Annotated in this window: 19 protein-coding genes and 4 pseudogenes; 16 read left to right on the plus strand and 7 right to left on the minus strand. The window is 45.8% G+C overall.

All coding sequences use genetic code 11. The features are described 5' to 3' along the window. The first annotated feature begins 24 nt into the window (after nt 1–24). The 3 genes from nagZ (at nt 25) to Q0307_RS08260 (ending at nt 2,282) form a co-directional block, all read left to right on the plus strand. A complete protein-coding gene (gene nagZ / locus Q0307_RS08250; protein ID WP_298659307.1) occupies nt 25–1,044 on the plus strand; it encodes a beta-N-acetylhexosaminidase in 1,020 nt (339 codons plus the stop codon). Nucleotides 1,045–1,088: 44 nt separating this feature from the next. Then, a complete protein-coding gene (locus Q0307_RS08255; RefSeq protein WP_298659309.1) occupies nt 1,089–1,835 on the plus strand; it encodes an S-methyl-5'-thioinosine phosphorylase in 747 nt (248 codons plus the stop codon). A 129-nt stretch (nt 1,836–1,964) separates the two neighbouring features. After that, nucleotides 1,965–2,282 (plus strand): hypothetical protein, encoded by a 318-nt coding sequence (locus tag Q0307_RS08260; RefSeq protein WP_298659312.1) that lies wholly within the window; start codon nt 1,965–1,967, stop codon nt 2,280–2,282. Between the two features lie 85 nt (nt 2,283–2,367). Here the strand turns inward: Q0307_RS08260 and Q0307_RS08265 are convergent, their stop codons facing one another. After that, nucleotides 2,368–2,700, minus strand: a complete 333-nt coding sequence (locus Q0307_RS08265) for a hypothetical protein (protein ID WP_298659315.1) — start codon at nt 2,698–2,700, stop codon at nt 2,368–2,370. 204 nt (nt 2,701–2,904) lie between these two features. Here Q0307_RS08265 and recB point away from each other — a divergent pair, with 204 nt between their 5' ends. Then, on the plus strand, nt 2,905–6,477 hold the full coding sequence (gene recB, locus Q0307_RS08270; RefSeq protein WP_298659318.1) for an exodeoxyribonuclease V subunit beta: 3,573 nt from the start codon (nt 2,905–2,907) through the stop codon (nt 6,475–6,477). On the opposite strand, the gene betI is transcribed toward recB, so the two are convergent. Then, nucleotides 6,464–7,078 (minus strand): transcriptional regulator BetI, encoded by a 615-nt coding sequence (gene betI / locus Q0307_RS08275; RefSeq protein ID WP_298659321.1) that lies wholly within the window; start codon nt 7,076–7,078, stop codon nt 6,464–6,466. The two genes, recB and betI, sit on opposite strands and share 14 nt — an antisense overlap. Before the next feature lie 413 nt (nt 7,079–7,491). Between betI and Q0307_RS19060 the strand changes: the two are divergent. The 5 genes and pseudogenes from Q0307_RS19060 to Q0307_RS08295 all read left to right on the plus strand — a co-directional run. Then, nucleotides 7,492–7,599, plus strand: a pseudogene (locus Q0307_RS19060) (hypothetical protein); the annotation flags it as partial. A 136-nt stretch (nt 7,600–7,735) separates the two neighbouring features. Next, entirely contained in the window at nt 7,736–8,629 is an 894-nt protein-coding gene (locus Q0307_RS08280) for an ABC transporter ATP-binding protein (protein ID WP_298659324.1), read from the plus strand. Further along, nucleotides 8,626–9,666 (plus strand): ABC transporter permease, encoded by a 1,041-nt coding sequence (locus tag Q0307_RS08285; RefSeq protein WP_298659327.1) that lies wholly within the window; start codon nt 8,626–8,628, stop codon nt 9,664–9,666. Before Q0307_RS08280 ends, Q0307_RS08285 begins: the two co-directional genes overlap by 4 nt. 9 nt (nt 9,667–9,675) lie before the next feature. Then, nucleotides 9,676–10,119, plus strand: coding sequence for a GFA family protein (locus Q0307_RS08290; RefSeq protein ID WP_298659330.1), 444 nt, complete (start codon nt 9,676–9,678; stop codon nt 10,117–10,119). Nucleotides 10,120–10,371: 252 nt separating this feature from the next. Then, nucleotides 10,372–11,034: an IS982 family transposase gene (locus tag Q0307_RS08295; RefSeq protein ID WP_298659358.1), complete on the plus strand. Its 663-nt coding sequence runs from the start codon at nt 10,372–10,374 to the stop codon at nt 11,032–11,034. Nucleotides 11,035–11,162: 128 nt separating this feature from the next. Here Q0307_RS08295 and Q0307_RS08300 read toward each other — a convergent pair. Together Q0307_RS08300 and Q0307_RS08305 are read right to left on the minus strand one after the other, a co-directional pair. Continuing rightward, nucleotides 11,163–12,308: pseudogene (locus Q0307_RS08300) on the minus strand (IS3 family transposase). A 54-nt stretch (nt 12,309–12,362) separates the two neighbouring features. Beyond that, complete coding sequence (locus Q0307_RS08305) at nt 12,363–12,641, minus strand: hypothetical protein (RefSeq protein WP_298659332.1); 279 nt, start codon at nt 12,639–12,641, stop codon at nt 12,363–12,365. 76 nt (nt 12,642–12,717) lie between these two features. Here Q0307_RS08305 and Q0307_RS08310 point away from each other — a divergent pair, with 76 nt between their 5' ends. Continuing rightward, nucleotides 12,718–13,149 (plus strand): exo-beta-N-acetylmuramidase NamZ domain-containing protein, encoded by a 432-nt coding sequence (locus Q0307_RS08310; RefSeq protein WP_298659361.1) that lies wholly within the window; start codon nt 12,718–12,720, stop codon nt 13,147–13,149. Nucleotides 13,150–13,171: 22 nt separating this feature from the next. Beyond that, a pseudogene (locus tag Q0307_RS08315) lies at nt 13,172–13,393 on the plus strand (multidrug efflux SMR transporter); the annotation flags it as partial. A gap of 10 nt (nt 13,394–13,403) precedes the next feature. Here the strand turns inward: Q0307_RS08315 and Q0307_RS08320 are convergent. After that, nucleotides 13,404–13,666, minus strand: a pseudogene (locus tag Q0307_RS08320) (IS1 family transposase); the annotation flags it as partial. Between the two features lie 594 nt (nt 13,667–14,260). Here Q0307_RS08320 and Q0307_RS08325 point away from each other — a divergent pair. From Q0307_RS08325 to Q0307_RS08340, 4 genes are all read left to right on the plus strand, one after another. After that, complete coding sequence (locus Q0307_RS08325; RefSeq protein ID WP_298659337.1) at nt 14,261–14,425, plus strand: hypothetical protein; 165 nt, start codon at nt 14,261–14,263, stop codon at nt 14,423–14,425. Nucleotides 14,426–14,498: 73 nt separating this feature from the next. Continuing rightward, on the plus strand, nt 14,499–14,771 hold the full coding sequence (locus tag Q0307_RS08330) for a hypothetical protein (RefSeq protein WP_298659340.1): 273 nt from the start codon (nt 14,499–14,501) through the stop codon (nt 14,769–14,771). A 255-nt stretch (nt 14,772–15,026) separates the two neighbouring features. Next, on the plus strand, nt 15,027–15,197 hold the full coding sequence (locus Q0307_RS08335) for a hypothetical protein (RefSeq protein ID WP_298659343.1): 171 nt from the start codon (nt 15,027–15,029) through the stop codon (nt 15,195–15,197). 48 nt (nt 15,198–15,245) lie between these two features. After that, a complete protein-coding gene (locus tag Q0307_RS08340; RefSeq protein WP_298659346.1) occupies nt 15,246–15,476 on the plus strand; it encodes a hypothetical protein in 231 nt (76 codons plus the stop codon). Between the two features lie 272 nt (nt 15,477–15,748). Here the strand turns inward: Q0307_RS08340 and Q0307_RS08345 are convergent, their stop codons facing one another. Next, nucleotides 15,749–16,915 (minus strand): nucleotide sugar dehydrogenase, encoded by a 1,167-nt coding sequence (locus Q0307_RS08345; RefSeq protein WP_298659349.1) that lies wholly within the window; start codon nt 16,913–16,915, stop codon nt 15,749–15,751. A gap of 105 nt (nt 16,916–17,020) precedes the next feature. Between Q0307_RS08345 and Q0307_RS08350 the strand changes: the two genes are divergently transcribed. Further along, nucleotides 17,021–17,740: a DUF6174 domain-containing protein gene (locus Q0307_RS08350; RefSeq protein ID WP_298659352.1), complete on the plus strand. Its 720-nt coding sequence runs from the start codon at nt 17,021–17,023 to the stop codon at nt 17,738–17,740. A 35-nt stretch (nt 17,741–17,775) separates the two neighbouring features. On the opposite strand, the gene Q0307_RS08355 is transcribed toward Q0307_RS08350, so the two are convergent. After that, nucleotides 17,776–20,173 (minus strand): HEAT repeat domain-containing protein (locus Q0307_RS08355; protein ID WP_298659355.1); only part of this gene is annotated, 2,398 nt, incomplete at its 5' end.

Genomic DNA, 20,173 nt, shown 5'->3' on the forward strand with positions numbered 1-20,173 from the left:
ATTTTAAAACAGGAGCTGAAGCTCATGCCGATTGGCAGTTTAATGATGGATTTAACCGGCACTGATTTGAGTGCTGAAGAAGTGGATTTATTAGCGCACCCAGCGATTGGTGGTGTAATTTTTTTCACCCGCAATTATGAATCTGTGCAGCAACTCACGGCTTTAGTGAAATTAGTACGCATGGCGGCACAACGCCCTTTGCTCTTAGCGGTTGATCACGAAGGGGGGCGCGTGCAGCGTTTTCGCAAGCAATTTACCCGACTCCCTGCCATTGCCAAACTAGGTGAGAGCTATACCCAAAATCCTCTTGAAGCGCGTCAACTGGCTTATCGCACGGGCTGGCTAATGGCGGCAGAAGTGCGTGCCGTTGATATAGATATTAGCTTCGCACCGGTATTAGACTTGAATTATGGGGTCAGCCAAGTGATTGGCGACCGTGCCTTTCATCAAAATCCAGAGATTGTTACTGAACTCGCGGGAGCCTATATCAGTGGCATGCGTGAAGCAGGTATGGCCTCAACAGGTAAGCACTTCCCGGGGCATGGATTTGTTGAAGCCGATTCCCACTTAGCGATTCCCCTAGATTTACGTCCTAAAGAACAGATTATGCAAGCTGATGTTCTGCCCTTCGCTAGGCTGATGCAGCAGGGCTTAAATGCCGTCATGCCAGCTCATGTGATTTATGAGCAAGTGGATACACAACCCGCAGGTTTTTCACGGATTTGGCTGCAAGATATTTTGCGCACTCAACTCGGATTTGAAGGCGTGATTTTTAGCGATGATCTAAGTATGGAAGCTGCAGGTGTGGTTGGTGGCTATGCCGAGCGGGCTGAAGCGGCTTTAGCAGCAGGCTGCGATATGATTCTGGCTTGTAATAAACGGGCGGGCATTATTGAAATCTTGGATCAAGTTAAGCTACAAACCTCAGAAGCTTCAGCTAAACGTTTGCAAAGTATGTTAGGCACGTCTTTTATGAATCGCTCTGCTTTATTAGAACAGACTTATTGGCAACAGACTGTCGAGGAAATTAGCCATTTAGCTTAAGCGCTGTTAACAATACAGAAACCAAGAAATGATAGGATGAGGGCATGAGCGAAACGAAAATTGCATTTGCAGTGATTGGCGGTACGGGTCTCACTGCTATCGAAGGCCTAGAAGTGATTCATCGTGAAGTGGTACACACCCCTTATGGCGAACCCTCTGGGCAAATTACCCATGGTGTGATCGGAGAAAAGCGTATTGCCTTCTTGGCGCGTCACGGCTATACGCATAATATTCCACCGCATCGAATTAACTATCGTGCGAATATTTGGGCGCTGCATAGTATTGGCGTTAAAAATGTGGTCGCAGTGGGTGCTGTGGGTGGAATTACTGCCCAAATGACACCGCAGTCTTTAGTGATTCCTAATCAAATTATTGATTATACCTATGGGCGGGCGCATACCTTCTTTGATGAAGGCTTGACCTCAGTCACGCATATTGATTTTTCGCAACCTTATTGTACAGAGCTACGCCAAGCTTTACTTGCTGCTGGCAAACAAGCACAGCTTGACTTAATTGATGGTGGTACTTATGCCGCGACTCAAGGCCCTCGTTTAGAAAGTGCTGCAGAAATTCTGCGTCTTGAAAGGGATGGTTGTGATTTAGTCGGTATGACCGCCATGCCTGAAGCGGCTTTAGCTAAGGAACTCGGCTTAAGCTATGCCAGTTGTTCAGTGGTTGCCAATTGGGCAGCCGGCAAAACGCTTAGTGAAATTACCATGCAGGTAATCCATCAAAACTTAATCATTGGAATGGAGCGTTTACGCAAGCTTCTAAAAGTGCTGGATTGTTGACGCATGTCACGCGCACTTAGCTCTGCTCAGGTATTTGAAGCAGAGCTAGTCCTCAGATTGCTACCCTCTCGTCTGCTGCTCAGCTTCATGCTAATGATAAACCTATTTGTACTCACGAGCGTCTGCTTCATGCCACTAAGTTGGTTTTGGAAATGGGGTTTAATCCTATTCATTAGCCTGATTAGTTTCTATGAATGGCGTTCACAACTGAGTTTAGGCCATAGAAACTTTAGCACTTTAATTTGGCGAGAAACCGGTGGTTGGGAAATATTATCCGTTGAAGGCAAACTACAAGCCGTTAAATTGATTCAGCATTTTAGTTCAAGACTAACAATAATTTTACATCTGCAAGTACAAGGAAAAATGCAGGTTGTTATTTTTCTGCCAGATAATTTGGACACGATGAGTGCACGGGTTTTAAGACGGCGCTTGCATTTACTCTCCTAAAAACCCTTTCCAGAGCAGAAAGGGTAATCAACAACTGACTAACACTTATTGTTATTCATCAGTATTAAGCAAGATCGGCTAAGCCTTAGCTTTGGGTAGGTTTATCAACGACTGGTAGTTCAGCAGGTTGCCCGGGGGTAGCTTCAACTTTGACTTCAGTAGCCGGAGCCTCTTTGGTCTCAACTTTGACTTCAGTAGCCGGAGCTTCTTCAGTCTCTACTTTGACCTCTGTTGTTTCACAAGCCTTTTGAGCAGTAGGTATGCATACCGTTGGCTCAGCTTTCACTTCAGTCGGTGCAGCAATCGGCTCTACGCTAACACTAGGTTTAGCCTCAGGCTCAGCCGGAGCGCCTGCAAATACAGAACCTGTCATGGTTAACACAACAACTGCAGCAAAAGGAACAAGAACTGATTTCATTATACGATCTCCATATCAAAGAACAGTGCACTTCAGGCACATCCATGTACCTGTGTGAAAAAAGCTGGTATTCAGAGCTGAGTCACTTAGAACTCACTGAACACCAGCTTAACCATATTAACGCTTAATTCTCTATGAGGTTGACAGCTAAAGAAAAAATTTTATTGTTAGCTGTCTACCGAGTGCTCGCGATAAAATAAGCCGATGCAAGCTCTTGATCCCTTCAAACTTCCCTTAAGTGGTAAAAATCTTATCCAAGCCAGCGCAGGTACGGGTAAGACTTGGACGATTTCGCTCCTTTATTTGCGTTTAATTTTAGAACAACACCTCACCGTCGATAAGATTCTGGTCGTCACTTATACGCGTGCTGCCACCGATGAATTGCGTTCGCGGATTCGAGCGCGTTTAAAAGAAGCGGTAGCTGCTTATGAGCAGCCCGAATTAGCTAGCCATGAATACCAAACTTTATTAGAGCAATACCCTGCTGATACCGAACGCCTATGGTATTTACAGCGCGCTTTATTAAGCTTTGATGAGGCAGCCGTATTTACTATTCACAGCTTTTGCCAGCGAGTTTTGCAGCAACATGCCTTTGAAGTTGGTATTCCCTTTGAAAGCGAATTAGTCGCCAGTGAAGCTGATTTACAGTTGCAATTAACTGATCAATTTTGGCAACAACGCTTAGTCTACCCCAATGCTTTAGATGCCCTAGTCCTCAGTACCAATAAAATTACCCCTGAAACTCTTCTGCAAGAAGTGGCTGAATTTATTGGTCGTCCGTATCTGCAAATTATCCGCGCTCAGAACTACTCAGAAGCCGAATTTAAGGCTTTAAAACAGCATTATGAGATTCTTCTTCAGCAAGCTAGCTTAGTTTGGACGCAAGACCAAACAGCCATTATTCAATTACTGAATGATAAACAACGCTTAAATCAGAAGACTCATGGTCCCTTAACTATCCAAAAAGCCTTGGCTGCTTGGACAGCGATTCTATCTGGCAAACTTGAAGCGGAACACCAAGAGCTACTCGCTAAACTTGGTACTCAAGCCTTAATGGCAGGCACTAAAGCCAAACAAGAATCACCCCAGCATCGCTTTTTTGATTTAATAGATGAGTTATTAGTACCCTGCGCGCAATTGCTTGAAGTACAAACTCTAGCCCTAGAGCAACTCCGCCATGATTTATTAGTCTGGTTACGCGAACAGTTACCTGAACGGAAACGTTTAAAAGGCCAATTAACCTTTGATGATCTCTTGGTGAATTTGCAAACCGCGCTCCAGCAGCGGCCTGCTTTAGCAACTCAAATAGCCGAACAATATCAAGTGGCTTTGATTGATGAATTCCAAGACACTGACCCCATTCAATATGATGTGTTTGAGCGTATTTATCGCAATACCCAAGGCCAAGTCTATTATGTTGGCGACCCTAAACAGGCGATTTATAGCTTTCGTGGGGCAGATATTTACACCTATTTGCAAGCAGCCAATAGTGTACAGCACAGCCAACGCTATACTTTAGCGCGTAATTTCCGCTCACACCCCAAACTCTTAGAGGCTTTTAATTTACTGTATGCACGCTCACCTGATCCGTTTCGCAATGACCAGCGGATTGCTTACGAAACAGTCAGTAGTGGGGGTACAGTCAACCATGAACTTGTTTGCGAACCCTCACTTGCACCCCTGCGAATTTGGGATTTTCAAGGCGACCCGCAGCATGAATGCAGCCTAGGCGAAGTTCAACTGGCGGTTGCCCAAGCGGTCGCGAATGATATTGCGCGTCTGCTACTTCAAGCGCAACAAGGTCAAGCAACGATTGGTGATCAAGCCTTAACAAGTGGCGATTTCGCGGTGCTAGTACGCAGTCATCGCCAAGGCCGCATGATTAAAGAAGCACTCCAAGCTTGCGGGATTGCTAGTGTGCAGAAATCACCCAAAGGAATTTTTGAAACCGAAGAAGCCGAAGAGTTGCGTTTAGTCTTAAGCGCGATTGCAGAACCGAGCCAAATCAGCAAACTACGCCGTGCTTTAGTCACCGAACTCATGGGAGGGACTGCACAAACTTTATTAGCCTTGGATGCTAGTCCAGCCCTGTTTGATGCTGAGTTAGAGGACTTTTTCCACTGGCAATATCTCTGGCAAAAGCATGGCTTTATGCGCATGTTTCGTGATTGGTTGGATAAACGTAAGGTGCGTGCTCGCCTGTTGGCTTATGTCGATGGTGAACGCCGCTTAACGAATCTCTTGCACTTGGCGGAGCTAATTCATGTAGAGACCCGTAAACAAGCACCGAGCTTACACACGACTTTACGTTGGTTGCAACGACGTGCTACGGAACAAACGAATGAAGAACATCAACTGCGTTTAGAAAGTGATGAAAATTTAGTACAGATTGTTACCATCCATAAAAGTAAAGGCTTGCAGTACAAAATCATTTACTGCCCCTTTTTATGGAATGACCAAGAGCGCGAGATTAAAAAACAATGGTTTGCTTGGTATGATACCGCGAATCAACAAAGCTGTTTGCAAGCTAGCCTCTTAAATCTTGAAGCAGCCAAACAAGCACGACGCGCTGAGGAACGCAGTGAGAATTTACGGCTCTTATATGTAGCGATTACCCGCGCTCAATATCACTGCACGATTGTGAATTTGAGTGCCGCCGTTAGCTATAAAACCTTTAGCTATGACACGGCGCTCGCTTGGCTGCTGTTCGGCTATTTACCTGAAAGTGAACATATTCTCTGTACCATCGGTAAAGCCGATAAAGTCGCTTTACGCCAACAATTAATGCAACAAGCTTTACAAGACTTGGCGGCAAACTCGCAAGGCTGCATCAGCTATGAACCTGTACCTGTTGAGCAAGAGGCGCTACGCTATCAAGCCCCTCGGATGCAAACCCGCTTTCACTGCCGCTCATTCAGACAACCCTTAGCTGAAATCTTACGTGTGGGTAGTTTTAGTAGCCTAGCACAAGGCTCACATGATGAAAAACCTGATCATGACCGTCCTATTGCTATTGAACTGTATAGCAATACGCCGCAAGCACTGGATTTAAACACTTTCCCCAGTGGTGCACGTGCGGGCATTTGCCTACATAGCCTGTTGCAACAAGCTGATTTTCAACAGCCATTAGTGGAACAATTAGATAGTGTCATCATCAAAGGTTTGCGTAGCCAAGGTTTTAGCTCTGAACTACAAACCGCCGCCATCCACTTATTGCAACCTGCCTTAGATACACCTTTGCCGCCACTCCATCACTTTTCTCTAAGCTGCTTAGACAAGAAAAATCGCTTAGATGAATTAGAGTTTTACTTCCCAGTCCAGCAACTTAAACCTGAGCAACTTAAATTAGTGCTGCACTTTTTACCCGACGAGGCCGCTTGGCAACCGATTCGAGCCGCCATCGAACGCTTGGAATTCCAAGACTTAAAAGGCTATATGAAAGGCTATATTGATTTAGTGTTCCGTTGGCAAGATCAATATTACCTAGTGGACTATAAATCGAATTGGCTAGGTGAGGAACCGGATGCTTATTCTGCCCCTCAACTGATGCAAGCCATGGCGGATGCCCATTATTATTTGCAATATCTTATTTATTGTGTGGCTTTGCACCGTTATTTAAAACAGCGTTTAGTGGATTATACTTGGGATACCCATTTTGGTGGAGTATTTTATTTATTCCTGCGCGGGATGCACCCTGATAAACCTGATCAGGGGATATTCTTTCATAAGCCGGATTTAGAAATTATTGAAGCTTTAGAATTTATTATGGGCGGTTGAGCAATAATTCGAGGTTCTGCTCAATTAAAGCCACCGCTTGCTCCATTTGCTTAGGGCTATCGCTAAACCGATGCAAAAACCAAACGCCGTGAATGCTGGCTAATAAGAGATTGGCAGCTTCTTGGGACTTATCGCGATCACCCAATAAAGCACGAAAATCATGGGCTAGATTGCTGTGAAAACGTCGATAATACACCCGTAAAAGGCGAGCAGTGCGCTCATCATGCGCCGCTTGTGCCCAAAATTGTGGCCATACATCACGCGCTTCGGGAGAGATATGCACCGAGGAAAAATTCATGCGAATCATCGCTTGTAGACGCTTTTTCGGGTCAGCCTCTGAACGAAAGATAGCCAAACTGGATTGATGCAAATCGCGCACTAAATACACATAAGCCGCGTAAACTAGATTATCTTTGGTATCGAAATAATGATGAATGATGCCGGTGGATAAATTGGCACGTTGACTAATGCCTTTTGTGGTCAAACCACTAAGGCCATTAGTGCTGATTTCCTCCAGAGCGGAATGCATAATACGCAGTGGTGTCGATTCCTCTGTCAACTCACCAAAAGTGAAGCGTTCAGATATTTTGTGATCGCTCATGGCCATCTCCATCACTTGGGGCTTACAGCTTAGGTTTGATTGACTGTTCAGTCAATAGCTTGACAGGAAATGGCAAGCACTCATTACCCATCCAGCTAGGCTATACTGAAGCTTCAAGTCGTACCCGAATTCATTCACTACCAAGCACTATATTAAGATGATCAAAATACTCACGAGCTGGATCATTTGCCTAAGTAGCCTCATAGCCTGCGCGAATATTCACCCCGATTGTGAACGCTCTGATACTTTTGGTCATTGCCAGCAATGGAAAAACCAGCCTCAAACCTGCGAAAAGCCCGACTTTCTTGGTTTTTGCCCACCTGTCCGTCATTGATGTGAAAACTTAAAGCCCAGCCGCAGATTTTTTAAGCGTTTCTCGCTATGCTGCATGAGGGGCTGGAGCAGTTCGCGGCGGTTCTTGGAACAATAACACCGATCATCTGCGGTGTGCGGTGCGCAACAGGAATCATCCACACAATCGGAACAACAACTTGGGTTTTCGGATTGTGAATTGTCCCTGATTGCTCTTGCTTTCTGAATACTACTTGCTGACTGCTGATAGGGTATGGGCGAAGAACGGGGTGGGTGGGAGTGCGCCAAAACCACACAAACATCACCCCTCTTGCAGCCACTTAGGCAATCCGCTCTAATGCCATCATGAACACTACACCGATTCTCGAAGTGCGTAATCTGCGCAAACATTATCCCAAAGTCAAAGCCGTCGATGGCGTAGACTTTTCCGTTCCGACCGGCATTTGCTTTGGGCTGCTCGGCCCGAATGGGGCGGGCAAAACTACCACGATTGAAATGATGGAAGGGATTATTCGCCCCAGTTCTGGCGAGATTCTGTATAAAGGCGAGCCGATGGGGCCGCGCTTTAAAAATGAAGTCGGTATCCAGTTTCAATCCACCGCGTTACAAGATTTTTTGACCGTGCGCGAGAATCTGAAGTTTTTCAGTAATCTCTACCCCAAAAATAGGTCGATGGATGAACTGATTGAGATTTGCGCCCTCGAATCCTATCTGGATCGAGATGCACGCAAACTCTCCGGTGGACAACGCCAACGCATGCTGTTGGCTATTGCTTTAGTGAATGATCCAGAAATCGTGTTTTTGGATGAACCCACTACCGGGCTTGACCCGCAAGCACGTTTGAATTTCTGGGAGCTGATTAATCGGATTAAAGCGCAGAACAAAACTGTCCTCCTAACCACGCATTATATGGAAGAGGCTTATAACCTCTGCGACCAAATTGCAATTATGGATCATGGCAAAATCATTGCCCAAGGTTCGCCTGATCAGTTACTCAGCGAGCATTTCCAAGATGTGATTATTGAATTGCCTGCACAAGACTTCCCCCAAGCGGCTGAAGTCATTCCGCATCGGCGCTTAGCTAAAGTGAATCCAAGCATTGAAATCAGCACCCAAGACGTGAATAAAACCGTCGCTGAATTGCTGCAAGCAGGCGCTTCGCTCGCCGGTTTACAAGTGCGCCAACGCACTTTAGAGGATTTATTCTTGGAATTAACCGGCAAGGAGCTACGGCAATGAATCTGCGACGCATTGGGGCAGTGATTTATGCCCGTAGCCTTGAATTTATTCGTGATCGCTCGGCACTCTCGTGGAGCTTCGTGATGCCGATTGTGATGGTGGTAGGGTTAGCGTTTATTTTTTCCGGTGAAGGGCAGCCCTTGTTTAAAGTCGGGGTCATCGCTGATAATTTAGCCACAGAAGCCGAACCCAGTCCTAAGCTACATCCTTTCCTTACGACCCAGCATATTGATTTCTATAGCGTAGCGGCTGATCAACAAGCGGCCGTCGTCAAAAAGGTCGGGCGGCATCAAGTGGATATGCTTATAGATTTACGCGCCGGTCAGCAGCATTATTGGGTGAATACCGAATCACCTAAAGGCTATTTTCTGGAGCTGCTACTTAAAAGTAGTGAGGGCGCTAAGCTCACCCAAGAAACCGTGCAAGGCCAACAAATCCGCTATGTGGATTGGGTGATCCCCGGTATTTTAGGCATGAATATGATGTTTAATTGCCTGTGGGGGGTGGGCTATGTGATTGTGCGCTATCGCAAAAATGGTTATCTCAAACGCCTGAATGCCACCCCGTTGACCGCGACTGAATTCCTGCTGGGGCAAATCATCTCACGGATGGTGTTAGTCGTGGGTGTCAGCACCTTGGTGTTTACCCTGACGAATCTGTTCATGCACTTCGTCATGGAGGGTAGCTATTTAGATTTACTAGTCGTATTAATAGTGGGCACGTTTACTTTAATTACGATGGGCTTGCTCGTTGCCAGCCGCGTGCGAAGTGAGGAATTATCCGATGGCCTATTGAATCTGCTGACTTGGCCGATGATGTTGCTTTCTGGTGTGTGGTTCTCAATGGAAGGCACTAACCCGATCATGCAAGGGTTAAGCCAACTTTCTCCATTAACCCATACACTAACTGCTGCCCGTGCGATTATGTTAGACGGTGCAACGCTTTGGCAGGTCGCCCCGCATCTGTTAGTTTTATTAGCAATGTCCTTAGTATTTTTAGCGATTGGTGCTTTGGGCTTCCGTTGGACAACCGATTGAGGAATCCGCATGCAGCGTGACACTAAGCTTTATCAAGGGGGCTGCTTATGCGGCAAAGTTCGTTATGCTGCAACCCAGTTTGAGGCCAACATGGCGCATTGCCACTGCTCCATGTGCCGCAAATTTCACGGGGCTGCTTTTGCAACCTTTGGCTCAGTCAAGCAAGAAAACTTTCGCTGGATACAAGGTGAAAAGGAACTCGCTGCTTATCAAGCCCCCAATGGAACAGTGCGCCGCTTTTGTAAACATTGCGGCTCCAGTCTAAGCTTTGCACCCTCTGCCGACGCGGTTGAAGTTATTGAAATTAGTTTAGGTAGCTTAGATTCTGATTTAGAACGTTTACCCGATGCGCATATCTATGTTGGCTCAAAAGCAAATTGGGATGTAATCAGTGATGAACTGCCGCAATACGCGGAAGGGCGTGCTAGTCGGTGTTTGAGCGCCCCTAAGTAATTTTACTTAGGTAACCCAAGTTGCGCGAACTAAGGCAAAAGCCCATAAGGAAGGTTTAAAGTGTTATTGACCAAAACAACCGCTTTAAACGAGGTTCCTCATGGACATGACGATCATAGCGCTGTATTGCTTATGTGACGATCTGTTAAACCACCGAGGTCATCGCGAAAGTCCCAGCCGCATGAGCGATGCGGAGGTAATCACCACAGTCGTGGTGAGTGCACTCTACTTTTCCGGTCATCATGACAAGAGCTGTCAGTTTATGAAAGCTCATGGCTACATTCCCCAGAGAGCACGAGTCGCTTTAACCGTCGAGTCCATGAATTAGCTTCGGTAATTAGGCGGCTCTTTCAAATCCTTGGGCATTATTGGAATAGTCCTTCGCCTTCACACCTTTATGTCATCGACAGCTTTCCTATGGCCGTGTGCCATAATAAGCGCATTCAGCGCTGCCAACGGTTTCAAGGGGAAGAGTGGCGCGGTTATCAAGCTAGTAAGCAGCGCTATTTTTATGGACTTAAAGTCCATCTACTCGTCACCGAGGCAGGACAGCCTGTCGAGTGCTTCTTCACCGAAGGCTCGATGAGTGATGTGAACGCCTTGACATTATTTGATCTGGATTTGCCTGAAGGCTCTGAAATCCTGGGGGATAAAGCCTACAATGATTACCGCTTCGAGGATCAGATGGCTAAAGTAAACTTGATTCCCTCCCCCTTGAGAAAGAGCAACTCCAAACGGGCGATTCCTGCTTACACCACCTATTGGCGATCACTCAAGCGCAAAGTGGTGGAAACCACAGGCAGTCTATTAGAACAGCTTATGCCCAAACACATTCATACTTCGACCAGTACAGGCTTTGAGATTAAACTCATGTCTTTTATCTTAGCACTCAGTTTCAAATTATTGCTCAATTGAGGCACGCAACTTGGGTTATAATATCTAATTTACCTGTTGGCTTATCTACTGAGGTAGAATGGGAGTATGCCTGTCTGGCAGGGACGACGACACCATTTTTTTCGGTAAAACTATTACGCCTGTACTGGTCAAGTAAAACCGGACACTTTAATTTGAGACGATTCAAAGTTAATGGGGGACACGCCACCATTAGCCGTGTGTAGCCGATCTAGGTTGTAATATTTAATGTAAGCCGCCACATCAGATTTCATCTGATCACGCGTGAGCTGTGCAACTTTGAAGATCCAATCGTGCTTCAAGCTTCCAAAAAAGCGCTCAACCACTGCGTTATCCCAGCAAGCTCCAATATCGCCCATGGATGAGCGTAGGCCGTAGCTTTCTAACAAGGTTCTGAAGCGTTTGCTTGTGTACTGCGAGCCTTGCTCGCTGTGAAATACAACTCCTTTTAGCGGCTGTCGGAGGTTGACCGCTTTGATCATCGCCTTACCAATTAAATCGGTCGTCATGCGCTTATCCATATGCCAGCCCACTATCCGACGCGAAAATAATCCATCACAATCGCTAAATACATCCAGCCTTCAGCGGTTTTCAGATAGGTAATATCGCCCGCCCATACTTCATTCGCGGCAACAGGATTGAAGTTTTGATTCAGCAGATTATCAGCAACCGGATCACCATGCTTTCGTTAAGTGGTCACCCTGTAAGCGACTCGCTGCTTCACCACTAAATTCAGCTTTCTCATCAGCTTACGTTTACGTTCGCGACTGATTTTAATGCCTTCTTCACGTAATTTTTTCGCCAATTCTCGACTGCCAAGACAGCCTCTGCTTGCACAAAACAACTCTTTTGGTCGGCGATACAGATGCAAGTCAACAGCAGTCATCAGAGTCGGTAGCCGAACCTTCCATGCATAGAAAGCTGACTTACCAACCTGCATTCGGCACAATATCCGCACGGGATAACGTGTCGACTCCGCCTTGATAAAAGTGACCTTTACTTCATTTCTTTCGCGAAGAATGCACTGGCCTTTTTTAAAATCTCCTTCTCCATGCGCAGCTCCTTAACTTCTTTGCGCAAGCGTTTTAGTTCTTCACGCTCATCTCCGGCTAACGATTTGACTTCAACTAGTTGCTCGTGAAGCTGTACAACAGGCTCGCCGTACTCCCTAATGATTTAGCAGTCTCCAGCACGGTATAACCCTGTTCCAGCACCAGTGCGACCGCCTCGTCTTTGAACTCTTTCAGGTAGTGTTTGTAACGGCGTTTCTGAGTTATAGGGACACCTCGATGCTTGTCGTTTATTGTCTCTCATTAATGTGTCCGGTTATATTAGATCACTACACTGATGCCAACGCTGTAATAACAACTCCACCGCCTCTTCATACAATTTAGCGTGTGAAGAGAGCAAGCCAATATCTGCATAATCCAAGCCAAGTCAATGAATAAAGTGAGCAACATGGCATTCTTCGTTATTTCTGGCAAATAGGGGCGTGAGAAAATTTCATCAGATAATTCGTATTTTTCAGCTTGTTGTTCTGCCCAGCCATTCGGTTGATGGGCGACCCGATACCAAGGCGATACAAAAGCACGAATTTGCTCTGCAATCATGGGCGATAAATCAGCCTGCTGGCAATAGGCTGATTTTTGTTCTTGACGTTCATAAGCATAAGGTCTTCCAGTAACAATAACTAAGGCATTAGGTGCACCCGATATTGATCCGCAAGCGCTCTTGAAACTGATGCATGAGCTAGCACCTGACTGGCTACAAGGTTGCCGCTTGCGCGAGTGCTGGTTTGAACCAACTTTCCATAAGCATGTAGGTAAACTCTGTGTGGGTGTGCAGATTCATGTTGAAGATACAAGCTATCAGCATCGACAGTTTAAACCTTGGTGTCTGCAGGCTTTAGCCTTCAAAGCCTTACGGTTATTAAAAGCCGATTACCCCTTATGGCGTGATTTTCCTTATGAATATGAGCTGGATAAGCTTGCGATTGATGTCATCAATGGTTCGCCCTTATTGCGAGAGTGGGTGGATGATCCAATGGCTGTAGTAGCCGATTTAGACGATTTAGCACGAGTCGATGAGCGCACATGGCTAGAGCAGCGTCAGCCTTAGCTATTGTATTAATTGAGGTTTTATGTCTTATTTTTATTTGGCGATTGCCATTATCTCTGAAGTGATCGCTACGAGCGCTTTAAGAAACTCAGCGGAATTTACTAAGCTTTGGCCGACTTTAATTATGATTGCTGCCTATGGCAGTGCATTTTATTTCATGACTTTGGCGTTGCGCACCATTCCTTTGGGAATTACCTATGCGATTTGGTCGGGGCTTGGAATTGTACTGATTAGTTTAGTCGGCGTAGTTTTGGTCATGCTTTAGAAGAGTAGAAGAAAGTTCGGTTAATGAATTCTCCAATGACCTTATCGTGAACCTCAATGGATTTAGAGAAACACAAGGTACGACGGGCTAAGCGTTTCAGTCGAGTTCGGAAAAATTGAGGTTCTGGCGTTCAATCGATTGAGTGTAACGCTTGGTCATCAGGTGCAACTCAGAAGGCAGTAAGCGCCGATAAGCTTCCCAACGATCCGTGCAGTAGAGTCGAATGTTGAACGTTTGGAGCAAGGCTAACAAGAGTATATGGTCTCCACAGTCAACTCTTTCTGGCATTTCCTTTCCGGCAAACATTCAATCCCCCCTTACTCAAAGCGCAGACCCTGTGCCTTTTGGTGCAACAGCCCCTGCTGATGTCTTTGCCTGAAACGCTGGTATTGTCAAGGAGGAGTCTTGCAGGGAAGCTCCTTGATAATGCCGGTGTGTAAGTCATCCTGTTGGCGGGCATGTTGTCTTCATGCGATGTGTCTTTCCCCTGTGTTGCTGATAACGGTTTTGCTCAAGTACAGGCATTGGACAGACCAAACTGCATTTGTATATCCGGCTTCTTTACGCGGGGCGCATGGCCCCAGAGCTATCATGGAAACCGCGTAGTAGGTGCCTATCGCTCGATCGGGCTTGGTTTGGTTTACGTCACTCTCGTTACCGGCTTTTCCTGCTACTGGTTTAACCTGTCAAACCATGAACGTACTATCGTCAACGCAAGGTCAGGGAGCATAGGTATCTACACAAATTCCCCTGATTCATAGAGAATCGGGGGATGATTTTTAAAAACATCTTCTTGGCGTTGATAAACGTCTGTCTGACCGTTACCAGCGCTTGGTGGCAGAGCACATGAAAACGGGTACGGCCTTAAGTACGGGGCTAAAAGCCTTGCCGGACAAAGTGAGCAGTTTTGCTAGCACCCAAGCGGCCTGGCGTTTTTACGCCAATGAGTCAGTTAGTCTGCCCGTATTGCAGGCTCCTCTGACAAAAGCTGCCCAATCGACAACAGTGTGATACTTATGCCCTGTGCATCCATGACTGGTCGCGTTTGGCCTAAAAACAGGCTAATAAATCGGACACTTACGCTATGACGTATCAGCATGATGTGGGCTACAACCTGCAAAGCAGCCTGCTAGTGAGTGACCGAGATGGACAGCCGCTAGCTCCTGTGGCGTTGCGGTTAGTCAGTCAGGATGGCAGTTATTCCACCTATGAGGCAGACGCAGCGGACACTCCTCCTGTCCGAGAGCATCTGGATGAAGTCACTCACTGTATTCATACCTTGGAACAACAGGGTTTCGACAAACTCCTAGTCCACATCATTGACCGAGAAGCCGACTCCGTTGGTCATATCCGTTAATGGGAACAAGGTGGTTATCGTTGGCTGGTCAGGGTGAAAGCCCATTCCCGCCTGGCCTATCAGGGGCAGACCACTCACAGTAAAACACTGACCGAAACATTAGCGTTTGAGAGAACCCGTCAAGTCACTCACCAAGGCGGAACATACTGACAATGGGTTGCCGAAACCACCGTTAGCCTGACTCGCCCCGCCAAACCCAGCCGCAAGAAACGCCCTAAGCCGGAAGTACCGGGCAGCCCGGTGGAAGCCCGCCTGATGGTCAGCCGTATCCTCACCGAGGACGGTGAACAACTGGACGAATGGTACCTGCTGACCCATGTGCCGGAGGTAAACCAAGCCACTATCGCCCTTTGGTATTACTGGCGTTGGCAGATTGAATCTTTCTTCAAACTGATGAAGTCAGTCGGGCACCAACTGGAATCCTAGCAGCAGGAATCGGCACTGACCATCGCCAAGCGATTACTGGTTGCTTGCATGGCGTGCGTCACTGTTTGGGGGATTGCGGCTGATCATAGTCAGGAGGCCGCCGAACTTAAAGCGTTGTTGATCAAACTCAGTGGTCGGCAAATGAAGCGGAAGCAACCCTTCACTTACCCAGCTTTATTGGATGGAATGTGGGCATTGCTAGCCATGTTAGAAATCATGGAAGTTTACTCCCCCGAACAATTGGACAGCCTCAAAAAGACTGTCCGACGATTTGTGTAGGTACCTATGTCTACTATAGGCACGACATAAGCCCGCTTCTCAGCTAACAAAGCCTGTAATTCTTCCTCAACTTCACGAGTGATCCAGTAATCAGCTTGTATAGAGGGGTTACGAGCAATAGGTATGATAAGCACCTATGAAGTGATGGGTTTCTAAGCAGGATATATTAAGTATAAGTATAGCCAACACTAATGAGAAACCAAGCCAGATTGGCTTGGTTATAATAGATATTTATGCTTAAGGCAGGCGACTAAGGGTCACTATTGCTTAGCTTAATCGCTGCCAAATAAATCACGGGTATAAACTTTAGCTTTGACATCTTGCAAATCAGGATGCATCCGATTAGCGATAATAACCTCACTTAAAGCTTTGAATTCATTCAAGTCGTGCATCACTTTGGAGTTGAAAAAACTGTCTTCCTGCAATTCAGGCTCATATAAAACGACTTGAATACCTTTGGCTTTAATTCGCTTCATAATTCCTTGAATCGAGGATGCACGGAAATTGTCTGAACCTGCTTTCATAATCAGGCGATACACGCCTACCACTTTAGGTTGCTGCTGAATAATGCTATCGGCCACAAAGTCTTTACGCGTAGAGTTAGACGCTACGATCGCTTGAATCAGGTTTTGAGGTACTTGGTTATAATTGGCAAGTAGCTGTTTAGTATCTTTCGGTAAACAGTAGCCACCATAACCGAACGAAGGATTATTATAATGCGTCCCAATGCGTGGGTCTAAACAGACACCTTCGATAATTTGGCGAGTATCTAAACCATGCGTAGCGGCATAAGTATCTAATTCATTGAAATAAGCTACCCGCATCGCTAGATAAGTATTAGCAAATAACTTGATAGCCTCTGCTTCCGTCGAGTCGGTGAACAGTACTGGAATATTCTCTTTGCGCGCCCCTTCTTGTAAGAGCTTAGCAAAAGTCGCAGCACGTTCAGAGCGTTCGCCGACTACAATACGTGAGGGGTAAAGATTGTCATAGAGCGCTTTACCCTCACGTAAAAATTCCGGGGAAAAAATTAAATTGTTACTACCCGTTGCTTGCCGTAAGCTTTCCGTATAGCCGACAGGAATAGTTGATTTGATCACCATCACTGCGTGGGGATTTAAGGCCATTACATCGTTGACCACCGCTTCGACGGAGCGTGTGTTGAAATAATTGGTTTGAGTATCGTAATCCGTAGGGGTAGCAATGATCACAAAATCTGCATTGCGATAAGCATCTTCTTTATTCAAAGTAGCGTGAAAGTTTAAGTCAGTGCGTTTTAAAAAAGCTTCGACTTCTGTGTCAATGATGGGTGATTGGCCTTGATTTAGTAACTCAACTTTTTCAGGGATAATATCAAGGGCGATGACTTCGTGATGTTGGGCTAAAAGTAAGGCATTAGAGAGGCCTACATAACCAGTGCCAGCAACCGCAATTTTCATAAAACTACCTTAAAACTATTTAACTGTTATTTGGTGCAAGATTATATACCAAGATTGTTTAGTCGCTGGGGTTTTATTGCATAGCAACAGGAGTAAAAATTAAGTATGAAATCATTAGTATTACCTGCGCTGTTATTAACTAGCTTAGTAGCTTGCACGACAGCTTCCGAATCGGGTCAGCTGCCCAAGCCTCAACCGGGTGTTGAACAAGTCAGTTGGACTGTTTTAACTATTACTGGAACAACCCAGCAACCTGATCCAGTTGAGGCCAAAATTCGTGAATTAGAAGCAGCCGGGCAACTTAAAATCTTAAAAGTAATGGAGTCTTTCCCTGCACAATACGAAATAAAAGGCTCACAGCAAGCTTTAAGTGCTGTGCAGGAAGCGGCAAATCCTATCCAAGCGCCGAAAAAGGATTTGAAAGCTTTAGCAGCTTTGGATGCGGCTGAGGCACTGTGGATGCAGAAACGTCCTGAGCATTATGCCTATCAATTACAGCCTAGTTGTTTTTGTCCCCCAGAATACACCCAGCCGATTGCAATTCGGGTGTTTAAAGGCGTAGTGCAGCAAGCTGATTTAGTCACCTCAAACCAACCTCTACCCGCTGAACGCAAAGCAGATGCTAAAACTATCGACGATTTGTTTAAGCTGATTCGGAATGCGATTAATCGACCGGCTGCCAGTGTGCAGGTGACTTATGATCCAAACTATGGCTTTCCTAGCTCGATTAGCATTGATTTGGATCAGATGATGGCTGATGAGGAAATCTATTACACCGCAAAAGACTTTAAGGTCGCCAGTGGTTTAAAGCCTACTCAGTCTTAAACTCAGCAGACTTAAAGCAAAACTAGCGCAGGGTTTTATAACTTGCGCTTTAACTGATAGTTCGAGGTAAATTCCTGATCAATACGTTGATAGTGTTTAATCAGGGTTAAAGTCCAAGCTAAACGCTGATTGATCGGATCAGTCGCGTGTGTTTTGGTTTGGGCTTGCCAAGTAGCTAAGGCTTGGATTTGTTCTGGATTAGTGGTGAGTTCTAAACGCTGCAAGCCTTGATTAAGTGCTAGATAGCTAGCTTGTTGAAATAGAGGTTTATTAGAGTGCTTAGTACGCTCTTGAGTAAGCGCTTGGAGGTCTTGCACACTCGCATATTTACCTAAGCTGAAGCTTGCCCCTAAGCGGACATCTGCTAAATCATGGTTTAAAGCAGCGAGAGCCTGTTCAAAGCCCATTTGTGCTAAGGCATAGCCATAATAAATAGCGAGGTGTGTATGTTTGGGCGTGGCTGCCTCCAATTGGGTTTGCCAACTTGCATAGGCTGTGGCATCGCTTAAATCAGCGGGTTGTTGGTCACGTAGTTGACGCCATTGTTGATATTCCTCCTCTAAAACGTCTAAGCCACTATGAATCACTGGCAACGCTTCGGTAGCGTTTAGCTCGGCTAACAGTTGATAAGCGGGAGTTTGAAGCGGGCTTTGATCATCTTGAGCAAAGCTTAGTAGCGTTGAAATGGCTTGAGTGCGTGGGCTAGTCGCCACATAGTGGCTTAAGCCACTCAACAAACTAGTAGAGGAAAGACCCTGAGTTTTTAACCACGGCAGTAAGTCTTCACCTTCTGAGACCTTTAATAAGGTATCGATACTTTGCATACGAATTAAATGATTAGAGTCTTGAGTTAAAGTTACTAAAGCTTGACTAATCGTTTGATTATAGGGGGTGGACTGCATGGATAACAAAGCTTGTACGCGAATGCTGGTGCTCATATTCGTATCGATAGCAAGGCGCAGTAAGGCTGGATTGCGGTTGCCATCACTTAAGCTCATGGCAGTCAGCAAGGCTTGGCGTTGAGTATAGCTGCCAAGGAGTTGGCTATTCACACTAGGGTCTAAGCTATTAGTAAGTTTATGGATGGGTTCATACTGGGGAATGGATGCTACTAACCCAAAATCGTTTAATAATTGAGGATTAACTGCATTCATGAACGATGAGTAGATGGTACTCTTGAAACCTGCTGGCTCGACTGGCTGGCTTAGGTTGTCTAAAGTAAACGAGAGTTGCATAGCCAAACTAGTAGTTGCTGGCAAGGTTTTCAAATACGCTGTTAGGCGTGGAATAATATTAGGATCTTGTAAATTGGCTAAAGCACTAATTGCTGAGTACTTGAGATTTTCATCAGTGTTAGGGTGCTCAATAAGTTCCAGTAAAAGTGGCACAGACTGGTTAGCAGTTAAGACGCCCAAGGTAGTTGCACAAGTACTGCGAACATCGGTGCGCTCTTCGGCGTCTTGTAGACGATTTAACAAAAGATCAATACTAGCCAGATCATTTAAAGCTTTGAGCCCCTCAATTGCACCAATACGCGCCTCAGTGCGCTCATTTTGATCATTAAGGACGTGACGAAATACTGGAATAGCTTCAGTGGCTCCTAAAACCCCTAAAGAAGAGGCTGCTATCTGACGGATTTCTTCATGTTCATTCGCGTCTTGAAAACGTGTGAGTAACAGTGGAGCAGCTTTAAGTGAGTTACTATTGCCTAATTGATTGATGACAGTTAGACGCACATCTAGAGGCTGATTGCGTGCATTGATAAGCTCAGTTGCTACTGGTAAAGCGTGGTCAAAATCAATCTGAAACAGACTCTTCAGTGCTGCTTGACGAATACTAGGGACTTTATCGAAGAGAAGTTGGCTGAGGGCTGTTGAGAAATTAGCATCGTTTGTTTGCCCTATTAAGATAACGGCTACTTCGCGAGTTTGTGGGCTGTCACTACTGAGAGCTGCTAGCAGTCGCGGTTTGAGCTGCATAGCTTGCATGACGTTCATGAGCATGGCATTAGTATCAGGATTGCCAGTTTCTATCAGCATATTCACCAGTTCAACTGGACGCATGAAAGCTGCTACTTGAAACTGATTAGGATCCAATACCCAATTCAAACTCGCCTCTAAATAACGAGGATCAAGAAACACCAAGGGTCTTTGTAGGAAACCCTGAGCCAGTATTTCTTCTGGTGTGTATTCCAAGGGTTGGGAATAAAAAGGACCCATATCGGGCAGTGGCAGGCCACTCGGATTATTTTCAAACAGTTTAGCAATTGCACGCGTTTGTTCAAAAGCCCAAACGGTTTTCATGCCAGCAATGTGCTGTAGCATTATTTGCATCATCCCATCTATTTCCGGATTAGTAGCAAATTTTGGAGCTTTAGAGGGTAATGTCTCATTAGATTTGAAAGTAGTACCGATTGATGAAGGTTCCAATGAC

The sequence above is a fragment of the uncultured Thiothrix sp. genome (assembly GCF_937873765.1).
Lineage (GTDB): Bacteria > Pseudomonadota > Gammaproteobacteria > Thiotrichales > Thiotrichaceae > Thiolinea.